The sequence below is a fragment of the Mycobacterium sp. E787 genome (assembly GCF_001668725.1).
Classification (GTDB): Bacteria; Actinomycetota; Actinomycetes; order Mycobacteriales; family Mycobacteriaceae; genus Mycobacterium.
Genome location: NZ_LZKL01000118.1, coordinates 20,906 through 33,974 on the forward strand (window position 1 = coordinate 20,906; position 13,069 = coordinate 33,974).

At 69.1% G+C, this 13,069-nt stretch carries 11 protein-coding genes; 2 read left to right on the top strand and 9 right to left on the bottom strand.

Translation table 11 applies throughout. The features are described from left to right. Positions 1–69: 69 nt before the first annotated feature. Positions 70–957 carry a universal stress protein gene (locus A5705_RS27955; RefSeq protein ID WP_067883531.1) on the bottom strand — a complete coding sequence of 296 codons (888 nt, stop codon included), beginning with the start codon at positions 955–957 and terminating at the stop codon, positions 70–72. Positions 958–1,083: 126 nt separating this feature from the next. Between A5705_RS27955 and otsB the strand changes: the two genes are divergently transcribed. Together otsB and A5705_RS22625 are read left to right on the top strand one after the other, a co-directional pair. Continuing rightward, the gene (otsB, locus tag A5705_RS22620) at positions 1,084–4,752 is read left to right on the top strand and encodes a trehalose-phosphatase (protein ID WP_067883532.1); all 3,669 of its coding nucleotides are present in this window, start codon (positions 1,084–1,086) and stop codon (positions 4,750–4,752) included. A 139-nt stretch (positions 4,753–4,891) separates the two neighbouring features. Continuing rightward, a complete protein-coding gene (locus A5705_RS22625; protein WP_067883533.1) occupies positions 4,892–5,701 on the top strand; it encodes a universal stress protein in 810 nt (269 codons plus the stop codon). A 128-nt stretch (positions 5,702–5,829) separates the two neighbouring features. Here A5705_RS22625 and A5705_RS22630 read toward each other — a convergent pair whose 3' ends face one another. The 8 genes from A5705_RS22630 to A5705_RS22665 all read right to left on the bottom strand — a co-directional run bounded on the left by A5705_RS22630 (position 5,830) and on the right by A5705_RS22665 (position 13,052). Beyond that, complete coding sequence (locus A5705_RS22630; protein WP_067883534.1) at positions 5,830–6,198, bottom strand: STAS/SEC14 domain-containing protein; 369 nt, start codon at positions 6,196–6,198, stop codon at positions 5,830–5,832. 8 nt (positions 6,199–6,206) lie between these two features. Next, on the bottom strand, positions 6,207–7,085 hold the full coding sequence (locus tag A5705_RS22635; RefSeq protein ID WP_067883535.1) for a universal stress protein: 879 nt from the start codon (positions 7,083–7,085) through the stop codon (positions 6,207–6,209). Then, positions 7,073–7,621: a GNAT family N-acetyltransferase gene (locus tag A5705_RS22640; protein WP_067883563.1), complete on the bottom strand. Its 549-nt coding sequence runs from the start codon at positions 7,619–7,621 to the stop codon at positions 7,073–7,075. Before A5705_RS22640 ends, A5705_RS22635 begins: the two co-directional genes overlap by 13 nt. A gap of 88 nt (positions 7,622–7,709) precedes the next feature. Next, on the bottom strand, positions 7,710–9,362 hold the full coding sequence (locus tag A5705_RS22645) for a GAF domain-containing protein (protein WP_197517068.1): 1,653 nt from the start codon (positions 9,360–9,362) through the stop codon (positions 7,710–7,712). A gap of 272 nt (positions 9,363–9,634) precedes the next feature. Next, positions 9,635–10,297 carry a response regulator transcription factor gene (locus A5705_RS22650; RefSeq protein WP_067883564.1) on the bottom strand — a complete coding sequence of 221 codons (663 nt, stop codon included), beginning with the start codon at positions 10,295–10,297 and terminating at the stop codon, positions 9,635–9,637. A 100-nt stretch (positions 10,298–10,397) separates the two neighbouring features. After that, positions 10,398–11,207: a universal stress protein gene (locus A5705_RS22655; protein WP_068280191.1), complete on the bottom strand. Its 810-nt coding sequence runs from the start codon at positions 11,205–11,207 to the stop codon at positions 10,398–10,400. 16 nt (positions 11,208–11,223) lie between these two features. Beyond that, a complete protein-coding gene (locus tag A5705_RS22660; protein ID WP_067883538.1) occupies positions 11,224–11,994 on the bottom strand; it encodes a universal stress protein in 771 nt (256 codons plus the stop codon). Between the two features lie 74 nt (positions 11,995–12,068). After that, the gene (locus A5705_RS22665) at positions 12,069–13,052 is read right to left on the bottom strand and encodes a 1-phosphofructokinase family hexose kinase (RefSeq protein WP_255400524.1); all 984 of its coding nucleotides are present in this window, start codon (positions 13,050–13,052) and stop codon (positions 12,069–12,071) included. Between the last annotated feature and the right edge of the window lie 17 nt (positions 13,053–13,069).

Genomic DNA, 13,069 nt, shown 5'->3' on the forward strand with positions numbered 1-13,069 from the left:
CTCGATGTATGGCACCGCAGTGTCGGTCACCGACCCAGCGTCCGTCGCCGGGGGTATTTGTGCCAACCCCTACGACGGCCGGGCCACGATCACCGGCATCCGGACCGAGTGCACGACGGCGTTGCTGACGGAACCCAGCAGCGTCCGGGCGATGCCGCCGCGGCCGTGACTGCCGACGACGACCAATTGCGCGGACTCCGATTTCTCGATCAGCTGGCGGGCCGGCCGATCGCAGACGAGGAGCCGGTGCACCGTGACGTCGGGGTAGCGTTCCTGCCAGCCGGCCAGGCGTTCGGCCAGGCTGCGCTCGGCTTCGGCTTTCACGACGGCCCAGTCGAATCCGGGCATTTCGAGCACCTGAACGTCGCTCCACGCGTGCAGCGCCTGCAGGTCGACCCCGCGGCGGGACGCCTCGTCGAAGGCGATCGCCGTCGCAAGCTCGGACGCGGGCGAGCCGTCTATGCCCACCAGCACGGGGGCCTGCTGCGGGCGCGGCATCAACGGATCCTCGTCCCGGATGACCGCCACCGGGCACTTCGCGTGCTGAACCACGCCGGTGCTGACCGACCCCAGCAGCAGCCGGCCCACCGCCCCGCGCCCGTTGCTGCCGACGACCACCATCTCGGCCTCTTCGGACAGCTCCACCAGCGTCGCCACCGGCGGTGAACACTTCAGTTCGCTGCTGATGGAAATCTTCTGGTCCCCCTTGACCGCGTCCTCGGCGATCTTGATCGCCTGCTCGAGGGCCTGTTGGCCGTCCTGTTCCTGCCATACCGTGACCCCCGCCGGAAGCGGTATCTGGGGAAAGGTCGGCACGTAGGTGCTGTACATGTGGACCAGGGTCAGCGGGACGTTCCGCATCGCCGCGTCGCGGGCGGCCCAGCAGACGGCGGCGCCGGAGGCCGGCGATCCGTCGACTCCGACGACGATGCCGTGCCGGTTGATGGGTGTGGACATAGTTTTCCTCCCTATACGGGTGAAAACGCTATTGGCCGAACGGTCGTCGATCATGAGGCTTTAGTCCCCAAACCCGTGGACATCAGGCCCCGTTGACCGGGGCCGCGAGGTGGCATCGTCACAGATGTGACCGAATGGCCCGCCACCATCGACAGGCGCTACCACGACGCGGTGCTCCTCGGCCTGGACAGCGTCGTCTCCGAGACCGCGGACGATGGGGTCGAGGCGCGCGATTCGACCGTCCCGCTGCTGCGCCGGTTGCGGGATGCAGGCGTCGCGACGGCCGTACACTCGCCTGTCCGGGACTGCGCGCAGCTCCTGCGCGCCGCCGGAATTGACGACCTGGTGGGCGTTGTGGACGGCGACGCGGCGCACACGGCCAACCGCCTGGGGGTGCGCCCGGTGCGTTGCGTCCTCATCGACCACGACCCGGCCGGCATCAAGGCCGGCGCGGACCTGGGCATGGGCCTCGTCATCGGGATTACGCGCAACGGCGACGCCGACGAGTTGCTGTCGTGCGGCGCCGACACCGTGATCGCCGACCTGGCCGGGATCTCGGTGCGCAGCGGTGGGGCGGCCATGTCGAAGATCACCGACGCAATGCAGGCCTACGGGCAGGTGAAGGAACTGGTCGCAAACCGGCGACCGGTAGTCTTCCTCGACTTCGACGGCACGCTGTCCGAGATCGTCGATCACCCGGACTCGGCGTCGCTCGTCGCGGGTGCCGACGACGCGCTGCGCGCGCTCGCCGCGCGCTGCCCGGTGGCGGTGGTCAGCGGCCGCGATGTCAGCGATGTCCGCGGCCGGGTCGGGGTCGACGGGGTGTGGTACGCGGGCAGCCACGGCCTCGAATTGACGGCGCCGGACGGCACCACTCAGGAGAACGCGGCGGCCGCCGCCGCCACCCGCGCCCTGGCACGCGCCGCCGAGCGCTTGGCGGAGACGCTGAGCGATATCTCGGGAATAGTGGTGGAGCGCAAGCGCTTTAGTATCGCGGTTCACTATCGCCACGCCAATCCCTTCAACGTCGACCGGGTGATCAGGACCGCCCGCGAGCTCGGCCGCTCCGAGGGGCTCCGGGTCACCCCCGGCCGCAAAGTCATCCAGCTTCGCCCCAACATGGACGGGGACGCCGGCACCACGCTCAACTGGCTCCTGCAGCGCATCTTGGGCAGCGACGCCGACTCGGGCACCGTGTTGCCGCTTTATGTCGGCGACGACATCACCGACGAGGACGCGTTCGACGCGGTCCAATTCGACGGCGTCGGAATCGTGGTGCGCCATGACGACGACGGTGATCGCGAGTCCGCCGCGCTGTTCAGCCTCGAAAGCCCGTCGGCCGTAGCCGAATTCGTCGGCCGACTGGCCAAAGACCTGGAATCCGTCTCATCGAAAGCCGACGACGCCTGGGAGCTCGTGTACGAGGGCTATGACCCGCAGTACGAGCGGCTGCGCGAGGCGCTGTGCACCGTCGGCAACGGCTACATCGCGACCCGGGGCTGCGCACCCGAGGCGGCCGCGTCCGACGCCCATTACCCGGGCACCTACGCCGCCGGCATATACAACACCCTGGCGGATCGGGTCGCGGGCCGCACCATCGAGAACGAAAGCCTGGTCAACCTGCCCAACTGGCTGTCGCTGACGTTCCGGATCAACGGCGGGCCGTGGTTTCACGTCGACGAAGCCTTCTCGAAAGCCGAAATATTGTCCTACCGGCAGACGTTCGATCTGCGTCATGCGACGCTGACCCGCACGCTGCGATTCCGGGACGGATCGGGTCAGATCACGACGCTCGCCCAGCAGCGCTTCGCATCCATGCACCAGCCCCACCTCCTGGCCATGCGGACCACCGTCAGCGCCGAGAACTGGTCGGGCACAATCGAGTTCAGCTCCCTGCTGGACGGCAGCGTGGAAAACACCATGGTCGAGCGCTACCGGTCGTTGTCCAGCGCACACCTGACCGGGACCGTGATAGACGAAATAGCGCCCGACTCCGTGCTGTTGCGCACGGAAACATCGCAGTCGAACATCTCGATCGCGGTCGCGGCCCGCACCACCCTGTGGCGCGAGGACGCCAGGGCGGACGCCCAGTACGCCGTCGTGGTCGACGGCGACCGCGGCGGTCACAACATCGCGGTCACTCTGTCGGCGGGCCAGTCGGTCACGTGCGAGAAGGTCGCGACCTTCTTCACCGGCCGCGACACCGCCATCTCCGAACCGGCAAGCGCCGCACAGCAATACCTCGACGCCGCCGGCCGCTACGCCGACCTGCACCGGCAGCACGCCCGGGCGTGGGACCGGCTCTGGGAGCAGTGCAACATCGGCATTGCCGACAACACGCTGATGCTGCGCGTCCTGCGGCTGCATTTATTGCATGTGCTGCAGACGATTTCGCCGCACACCGCCGAACTCGACGCCGGGGTGCCGGCGCGGGGGCTGCACGGCGAAGCCTATCGCGGCCACGTCTTCTGGGACGCCTTGTTCGTCTCCCCTGTGCTGAGCCTGCGCCTGCCGAACGTCGCCCGTTCGCTGCTGCTCTACCGGTACCGGCGGCTGCCCGAGGCGCGCCGCGCCGCGCGGCGGGCCGGGTATCTCGGCGCGATGTACCCGTGGCAATCGGGCAGCGACGGGCGCGAGGTGAGCCAGGAGGTGCACCTCAATCCGCAGTCCGGCCGGTGGAACCCGGACGCCAGTGCGCGCGCACACCACGTCGGCCTCGCCATCGCGTACAACGCGTGGCAGCACTACCAGGTGACCGGTGACCGCCAATGGCTCGGCGACTACGGCGCCGAGATGCTGGTCGAGATCGCCCGATTCTGGGTGGGTTTGGCCACCTTCGATGACACCCGCGGGCGCTACACGATCCGGGGGATCATCGGCCCCGACGAGTTCCATTCCGGTTATCCCGGCAAGGAGTACGACGGGATCGACAACAACGCATACACCAACGTGCTGGCGGTCTGGGTGATCATGCGGGCGATGGACGCCCTGGACCTGCTGCCGCTGCGCGACCGGCTCGACCTGGTCGGCAAGGTGGGCCTCACGACCGACGAGCTCGCTCGGTGGGATCACGTGACGCGGCGGATGTTCGTCCCATTCCACGACGGCGTGATCAGCCAGTTCGAGGGCTATTCCGAACTGGACGAACTGGATTGGGACGCCTACCGGCAGCGCTACGGCAACATCCAGCGACTCGATCGCATCCTGGAAGCCGAGAACGACAGCGTCAACAACTACAAGGCGTCCAAACAAGCCGACGCGCTGATGCTGTTCTACCTGCTGTCGTCGGAGGAATTGCTGGGCCTGTTCGGCCGGCTCGGCTACCGCTTCGCGCCGGAGCAGATTCCCAAGACCATCGACTACTACCTGTCGCGGACCTCGGACGGATCGACGCTGTCCGCGATCGTGCATTCGTGGGTGCTCACTCGCGCGCACCGGCACCACGCCATGCGGTACTTTGTGCAGGTGCTCAGCTCCGACGTCGTCGACATCCAGGGCGGCACCACGTCGGAAGGGATACACCTGGCGGCCATGGCGGGCAGCGTCGACCTGCTGCAACGGTGCTTCACCGGCCTGGAAACTCGCGACGACCGGTTGGTGCTCGCCCCGCACTGGCCCGAGGCGCTCGGCCCCATCGAGTTCCCCTTCGTCTATCGCAGCCAGCGGGTTCATCTGAGGATCACCGGACTGACCGGCGTTCTGACGTCCGAGTCCGGCAACGCCCGAGCCATCACGGTCGAGTGCCGCGGCCGCGTGCAGCAGCTGTTGCCCGGGCACAGTATCGAGGTCGCATGACGCCCGGCCGGCCGAGCCCGCAAGGACCAATTTCCCGAAATGGGGGTCCAACGGCCCTCCTGACACGCCGTCGCCCGCCGATAACGTCGTTGGATAACGGCCCTGGGGATCGCACCGGCCGTTCGGATCGGGAGGAATCATGAATCAGCCGCAGCCACCCGCGCGGATCGTCGTAGGTATCGATGGCTCACAGGCGGCGATCAACGCGGCCAAGTGGGCGATCGCGGAGGCGATCAGCCGGAATGTCCCGCTGCGGTTGGTTCATGCCATCCCTGACCGACCCGTCGATGGAACCGACGACGACAGCATGGAGTTCGGGTACGCCCAGGCGTCCCTGCGCGACGCCGACGCCGCGCTGCAGGCCGCGGGCCAGCCGGTCAAGGTCGAATGCGACATCGTGCGCGGGTCGCCGGAGGGCATCCTGGTCGACGAATCACGGCGCGCGGCGCTGGTGTGCGTGGGCTCGGTGGGCATCGGCCGCATCGCCCGAAAGATACTCGGCTCGACCGCCGATGCCGTTGCCCGCAAAGGGCAATGCCCGGTGGCCATCGTTCGTAGCAGCGGCCGGAAATCGGACCCCGGATGGGTCGCCGTCGTCGTCGACGATTCGCCGGCCAACGACGCGGTGCTCGAGCACGGCTTCCGCGAGGCGCGGCTGCGCCGGGCCCCGATCCTGGCGCTGGGCGTGTGGCGGTGGGGGTTGGGCGAGATCCCGTACCGCCAGCTGGAGCAGCGGCTGGGACCCTGGGTGTCGCGGTATCCCGAGGTTCACGTCATGCCCGCCGCCGCGCGGCGCGGTCCCGCCGAGTTCCTCGCCCACACAGAGGAATCCGTGCAACTCACGGTGGTGGGCAGCGAGGACGCGGACAAGGTGGCCCGGATGGTGGGCTCAACCGGCCCGAACCTCTCCGGTTACGCCGGATGCTCGGTGCTCGTCGTGCGCAGCTGACGGAGGCGTCCGGCCTATTGGCGGCGACCCGACTTCGCCCGGCTTCGCCGCGCTCGCGATCGCCGCCCGGCCTATTGGCGGCGACCCGACTTCGCCCGGCTTCGCCGCGCTCGCGATCGCCGCCCGGCCTAGCCGGCGGCCCACTCCTTGGCCCGGTCGAGCTCGTCCAGCCCGAACACGGCGACCTCGCCGGGGATCATCCAAGCCAGCGCATGCAGGACATGACCGACCCAGTCCTTGTCGGACACGATCGCGATCCGCTTGAACGCCGAATGATGCGAGAAGACCATGCCGAACCCCAGCTTGATGTCCTCGGCGAATCCTCCGACCCCGAAGCCCTCGTAGTCCGACGCGATCACCTCCACGATCCTGACCTCGCCGGCGTTCAGCATCTCTTCGATCGCGGGCCTGAAGTGGCGAAGCTCGTCCCCCCGCAACCGGCCCGACACGCGGATGCCGGTCACCCCCGGCGGCATGTCCTCCAACAGTTCGATCATTTGTTCTCCTAACGGACCACGATCACCGGAACGCGTGCCGATTGCGCCACCGCGGAACTCACCGATCCCAGCAGCATCCCGGGAAATCCCCCGCGCCCGCGACTACCGACCACGACGAGTTGGGCGCGTTCGGACTCCTGCAGCAGCCACCGGGACGGCTTGTCGCAGAACAGCAATCGCTCGACGTGCACATCGGGATACTGTTCCTGCCAGCCGGCGAGGCGTTCGGCGAGGATCTCCTGCCCCTCGCGCTCCCGGTCGCGCCAGTCCATCCCGAGGATGGGGAACACCCCGACGTCGCTCCACACGTGCAGCGCGCGCAACCCCACCCCGCGGCGCGAGGCCTCGTCGAAGGCCAGTGCGGTCGCGGCTTCCGACGCGGGCGATCCGTCGACGCCCAGCAGGACGGGTGCGGCGGCGTCGGGGGCCGGACCCTCGCTGGAGTGGATGACCGCGACCGGGCAGTGCGCGTAGTGAATGAGTCCGGTCGTGACCGAGCCCAGCAGCAGGCGACCCAACGCACCCAGGCCCTGGCTGCCGGCAACGATCACCCAGGCGTCCTTAGAGGCTTCGGCGAGGGCCCGCACCACGCCGGAATAGACCACCTCCGTGCGTATTTCGGGCGGCGCGGCCCCTGCCACGCACGCGCTCAGCGCCTTGCGGGCCTGATCGATGACGCGCTGGGCGTCGTCGCGCTGCCAGTCGGGCATCTCGGCATACAGTCGACCCTCCGGCCAGCCGACGACCACCGGCTCTACGGCGTGCATCAACGTGATGGGCAGCTTGCGCATGATGGCCTCGCGCGCTCCCCAGGCCACGGCGGTGTCGGATGCCGTCGACCCGTCGACGCACACCAGCACTCCGAATTTCGTTGTCACGTCTGACATTTCGCATCCTCGTCGCTCATGTCGGGCAGCTCGATCTCCAGGTGACGCACCGATCCGTAGCCCGCCGGCTCACAACGCCAGCCCAGGTCGTACACCACCATCAGCATGAGGTGATTCTCGCCCAGGACGTCGGCGACGAACCGCCCGATCCCGTGCAGCCGGGCCACCCGGCCCAGCTGCTTGAGCAGTGCCGTCCCCACGCCCAGCGAATGGTCTTCATGCGCGACGACGACGGCGAACTCGGCGGCCTTCGGCTCCTCTTCGACGAGGACATAGTGGGCCACGCCGATCAGCCGGTCGCCGTCGAACGCGCCGAGCGCACATATCCCGTCGGGCGGCTCGGTCAGCTTGTCGACGAGGTCGGCCAGCTCGACCGGCTGCAGCGTGAAGAACCGGAAGTACCGGTCGTGGTCGGAGAGATGCTGGTGCAGCGCCAGCACGGCCGCTGCGTCATCGGCGCCCAGCCGGCGCAACGACACCACCCGCCCGTCGAGCAGCGACGCCGCAGCCGCGAATTCCACCCCTTGGTCGCCCATGATCACCGACGTTATTCGTCGCGGGGGCGGTTGGGCAGGGGCCGTTGGACCCCTAAGCGGCGGATTTGGTCCCGGCCGCGCGGCCCGGTTACTGGTCGGTCAGCGGGGCGACCCAGTGCACCCGGGTGCCGCCCTCCAGCGGATTGCTGATCTCGCAGCTGCCGCCGAGCTGCTCGGCCCGGTGTTTCATGTTGGCCAGGCCGCTGTGGCGCGAGTTACCGGCGGGGATGCCGCAACCGTTGTCGGTCACGTCGAGGATGAACATGTCGGCGACCTCCACCTCGACGGTCAGTCGCGACGCACCGGAGTGCCGTAGCGCGTTGCTGACGGCCTCCGCGGCGACCGCTTCGGCGTGCTCGGCAAGCCCACCTCCCACGGCGGTCATCGGTCCGTGCAGGCGCATCGTCGTGACGATCTCGCGATTTTCGGTCAGGTCGGCGACCACCTGCTGGATCCGCTGCCGGAAGTCGCCGTTCTTCCCCAACGGGGATTTCAGCTGGAAGATGGTCGTGCGGATCTCCTCGATGATGGTCTGCAGGTCGTCGAGGGTGCGGTTGAGCCGCTCGGCCACCTCCGGCGAACGCGTCCGGGCCAGCGTGCCCTGCAGGTCCATTCCCGCGGCGAACAACCGCTGGATGACGTGGTCGTGCAGATCGTGCGCGATGCGCTCGCGCTCGGCGATGATGGTCAGCTGGCGCGAGTCGTCGCGGGCCGACGCCAGGACCAGCGCCATCGCGGCGTGGGTGGCGAAATCGCTGACCAGGTCGAGGTAGCTCTCGTCGAACGGCGGCTGGTCGGCGGCGCGGGCGATCGCGATCACGCCCGCTACCCGTTCGTCGGCGCGCAGCGGCATCAGGATCGCGGGGCGCTGGCCGACGTCGGTGAAGGCCTGGATCGGGTAGCGCAACGACTCGGTGATCAGCGGTTTGCCGGTGCGGAAGACCTCGCCGCTGCTGGACTTGTCCACCGGAACCCGCCGGCCCATCACCTCCTCGGCGTGCAACCCCACCGCTGCGGAGACCACCAGCGTGTCGGTTTCGTCGTCGGGCGCGTCCGAGTCGGCGGGCACCAGCACGATCGCCTGTTCGGCGCCGGTCAGGATCCGCGCGCTTTCGGCGATCAGCTGCATCGGGCGCCGGTGCGGCTGGGCGCTGGACAGCAGGGCGGTGGTGATCTCGCGGCTGGCCTCCATCCACTTCACCGACAACCGCTCGCGCTCGAACAGCCGCGCGTTGTCGATGGTGGCCGCGGCTGCGAACGCCAGCGCGCGGGCGGCGACCTCGTCGGACTCGGAGAACACCCGCCCCGGGTCCACGTGGGTCAGGTAGATGTTGCCGAAGACCATGCCGCGGATCGTGATCGGCACAGCGAGAAATCCCCGCATGGGCGGGTGGTGCTCGGGAAACCCCACGGCCGCCGGGTGGGCGGTCAGATCGTCCACGCGCAGCGCCGGCGTGTCGAGCAGCGACAGGCTCAACAGCCCCTTGCCGACGGGCAGGTGCCCGATCCGTTTGACGGTGTCGGGGTCCATCCCCTCGTGGATGAACCTGAGCAGGTTGCCGTCGGGGTCGCGGATGGCCAGCGCGCCGTACGGGGCGGACGTCAGCTCCCTGGCGGCGGCGATGATCCGGTGCAACGTCGCGTCGAGGTCACCGACGTCACCACTGATGTCCACGAAGACGCGGAGCAGGTGCTCCATCTGGTCGCGGGCAGCCAGCAACTCGTCGAGCTGGGCGTGCATCCTGCTGACCAGCTCGCGTTGGCCCAGCCCGGCAAACGCCGAGCCGCGTTCGTCGCTGGCCACCCGACCTGTACCTCCACGACGCCTTCAGCGATGGGGCAGCTTACGTCGGGCAAGCCGATGCGTTCGAAGTGAGCGACGCGAGATGCCTGCGGTCAGCTTAGCCCTTCGTGGGTCTGGCACCCAACATCAACGGCTCGGCGCCGAGTGGCCGCCGGCGCGCAAGAGCGCGGCCAGCAGCAAACCCTATGGGCGCCTCGGCCGCGCCAGCATCAGCCGGGCGGCGCCTCCGTGGAGCGGCCCGACCCCTGGTCCAGCTTGGAGGCAAACACCGCGGCCTGCGTCCGCCGCTCCATGCCCAATTTGGCCAGCAAACGTGAGACGTAGTTCTTCACCGTCTTCTCGGCGAGGAACATCCGGGCGGCGATCTGCCGGTTGGTCAACCCTTCGCTGAGCAGCCCGAGCAGGGTGCGCTCCTGCTCGGTGAGCCCGGACAGCGGGTCTTCGCGTTCCGCCGTGCCGCGCAGCTTCGCCATCAACGCCGCGGCAGCCCGGTTGTCCAGCAGGGACTTACCGGCGCCGACCTCTTTGATCGCGTGGGCCAGCTCCATCCCTTTGATGTCTTTGACGACGTAACCGCTGGCGCCGGCCAGGATCGCCTCGAGCATCGCCTCGTCGGAGGTGAACGACGTCAGCATCAGGCACCGCAGGTCCGGAATGTCGGACACCAGGTCGCGGCACAGTTCGATGCCGTTTCCGTCGGGAAGGCGCACGTCGAGGACGGCGACGTCGGGCCGCAGCGCCGGGATTCTCGCTTTGGCCTCCGATACGGAACCGGCTTCGCCGACGATTTCCAGCTCCGGATCCGATGCAAGCAGGTCGGCGAGGCCGCGCCGAACGACTTCGTGGTCGTCGACGAGGAAGACCTTGACCATGACGAATTCTTTCTGCTGGACGGATGAGGCGACAGTCATGAAGCCATCGACTCAAATATCCCACAATTCCGTCCTCGCCTGGGTCCGTCCCCGCCCGGGCTCACAGGTGTTGCTGATTGACGACCAGCACCGAGCAGTCGGCGCCGTGCAACACGGCGCTGCCGGAAGGCCCGACGAGTTCGTCCACCCGCTGACGGTTGCGCGCGCCGACCACCACCAGCCCGACGGACCGGCGCAACGCGAGGTATCCGAGCAGGCCGCCGTGCACCGCCAGCGACTCGACCCGCAGCTCCGGGTAGCGGCGCTTCCACCGCGCGAGCCGGCGGTCCAGGTCGGCCAGCGCCCGGCGCTCGCCCTCGGGCAGCCCCCTGTCGTCCGGCGCGGGCGGACGGCAGATGATCGCCCGGAGGGCGGCGTTGCGCAGCCGGGCCTCCTCGATGGCGGCGCCCAGCAGGACACCATTGTCGGGCGAGCCGTCCAGCTCGACGACGATCGAATCCCCGGGGGGGCGGCCGTCGCGGGCCCGAACGATCGCGACGGGGCACCGCGCGGAGATCGCCAGCGCGGCGGCGACCGAACCGACCCGGCCGGGCTGGAAGTGCCGCAACCCGACCGCGCCGACGCACACCATGGCGGCCGACGCCGACGCGCCGATCAAAGACCCGATCGCCGGGCCCGACACGACTTCGGTTTCGGTCTTGACGGCCTTGCCCGCGGCCTCGATCGCCTTGCCCGCGCGGCGAAGCGACGTTTGCGCGGCGTCGGCGTCACCCCGCTCGGCCGCGCAGAGCAGGCGCAGGGGCGCGTCACGGCTCACGGCCTCGTCAACCGCCCAGAGCGCCGCCCCGACCGCCGCCTTCGAGCCGTCGATGCCCACCACGATCGACCTCGGCATGGCCAGCCCTGTCATGGACGTTGCCCGGGCTCTAGTGGCGGACGACCAGCACGGAACAGTCGGGGTAACCCACGATCGGATGGCAGTTCGGGGTGGCCAGCCCGGCGATCTCGGCGGCGTCGGCGCTGCCCACCACCGCCAATCCGATTGCGCCACCGTGCTTTTCGCCGGTGTGCACCCCGGTGCCCGCCGCGACGGTCTGGACGTGCACGTCCGGGTAGCGCCGGACCCAACTGTTCAGCCGCCGATCGATCTGGCGCACGGTGGCGTGGCGGCGCCGGCCCTGTTCCATGGCCTCGTGCACCACCTCGTCGTTGTCCGGCTCGTCGTTGAGCACCACGGCGATCACCCCGAGCTCGGTCGGCGTGCCGTCCGGGTTGGTGCGGATGATCGCGACCGGGCATTGCGCATCGGCCACCAACGCGGTGGCCGTGGGCCCGAGCAATCCGTCGGACGCCCAACCCCGCCGGGAGGTGCCGACGCAGATCAGCGCGGCGTGCTGGGATTCGTCGATCAGCACCTGCCCGGGATCGCCCGACAGGATTGCCGTTTCGACCTCGACCGGCTTTTTCGCGCGCTGCACGGCGCACTCCGCTTGGGCGAGCGCCGTTTCGGCGCGCTCGAGTTCCCACTCGGAGATGGGCGCCGAACCGGTTTCCGCCCCGCGGCGAGCGACGACGTAGACGAGGCGCAGCGGCAGCTGCCGGCTCAGCGCCTCCTCGATCGTCCACTTGGCAGCGTTCACCGCGGCGGGTGAGCCGTTGATGCCCACGACCACCGACTTGGCGTCCAGCTGGTTCATGTCGGCTCCTGACTGGTTCGACTCCTGATGTCAGGCTATTGCGCCGCCACTCGCCGGACAGGGGTCGTTTGGCCTTATCTGTGAAGCCGTTCGTCAATCGCGACGTCGCACGGTTCGGCCGTGCGCGCGAACAGCTTCTCCACTTCCGCCCGGCCGCAGGCGGCCGTTCCGGGCGTCGTCAGCATCGCCGCTCCGGCGGCGATCCCCAACCGAACGGCCTTGACCAGCGGCCAGCCGCGGCACAGTCCGACGGTGATCGCGGCGACCATCGCGTCGCCGGCCCCCACACCGCTACCGCCCGGCATCGGAATCGCCGAGAAGCGCTGGGCGCCATGGCCCGTCACGAGCAGCGCGCCGTGATGTCCCAGCGACACCAGCACAGCTTCCGCGCGACCGCTGTCGACGAGCTCGCGTGCGGCCTCGAGCTGCTCGGCTTCGGTGACCAGCGGGCGGCCCACGCATTCCCGCAGTTCCCGCACGCTCGCCTTGAGCAAGAACACCCCGGAGGAGACGTGCTGCAGGCCGCCGCCGGAGGTGTCCAGGACGAGGCGGACGCCCAGTTGCCGGCACATGTCGGCGACCCGCTGATAGAAGTCGGCGGTCACACCCGGCGGCAGGCTGCCACTGGCCACCACGAATTCGGCCGACTTCGCCACCGTCCGCAGTTGCTCGAGGCAGCGCGCCTGTTCGCGCAACGTCAGCTGCGGCCCCGGCAGCACGAACCGGTACTGCTCGCCGCTGCTGCTCTCGTTGACGGTGAAGCTTTCCCGCGTCGCCGCGGCGATCGGGACCTGCCAGAACGGCACGCCTTCGTCGCTGAGCAGCTTCGCGATCAGCCCACCGGTCGACCCGCCCGCCGGAAAGACCGCCAACACCGACCCGCCGAGCACGGAGGCGACGTGTGCGACGTTGATGCCGCCGCCCCCCGGGTCGTAACGGGTTGCGGCGCAGCGCAATTTATCGGTCGGGCGCACGACGTCGACGCTCGTGGTGATGTCGAGCGCCGGGTTCATGGTCAACGTGACGATCTGCGGACGGCTGGTGGGCGTCCGCACGATCGCTCCCGTCGTCGGCG

Excerpts from the sequence above, each read along its gene's own strand:
- A5705_RS22655 (WP_068280191.1), bottom strand. The coding sequence starts at position 11,207 with ATGACAGGGCTGGCCATGCCGAGGTCGATCGTGGTGGGCATCGACGGC.
- A5705_RS22635 (WP_067883535.1), bottom strand. The coding sequence starts at position 7,085 with ATGTCAGACGTGACAACGAAATTCGGAGTGCTGGTGTGCGTCGACGGG.
- A5705_RS22630 (WP_067883534.1), bottom strand. The coding sequence starts at position 6,198 with ATGATCGAACTGTTGGAGGACATGCCGCCGGGGGTGACCGGCATCCGC.
- A5705_RS22650 (WP_067883564.1), bottom strand. The coding sequence starts at position 10,297 with ATGGTCAAGGTCTTCCTCGTCGACGACCACGAAGTCGTTCGGCGCGGC.
- A5705_RS22625 (WP_067883533.1), top strand. The coding sequence starts at position 4,892 with ATGAATCAGCCGCAGCCACCCGCGCGGATCGTCGTAGGTATCGATGGC.
- A5705_RS22645 (WP_197517068.1), bottom strand. The coding sequence starts at position 9,362 with ATGCACGCCCAGCTCGACGAGTTGCTGGCTGCCCGCGACCAGATGGAG.
- A5705_RS27955 (WP_067883531.1), bottom strand. The coding sequence starts at position 957 with ATGTCCACACCCATCAACCGGCACGGCATCGTCGTCGGAGTCGACGGA.
- A5705_RS22660 (WP_067883538.1), bottom strand. The coding sequence starts at position 11,994 with ATGAACCAGCTGGACGCCAAGTCGGTGGTCGTGGGCATCAACGGCTCA.
- A5705_RS22640 (WP_067883563.1), bottom strand. The coding sequence starts at position 7,621 with ATGGGCGACCAAGGGGTGGAATTCGCGGCTGCGGCGTCGCTGCTCGAC.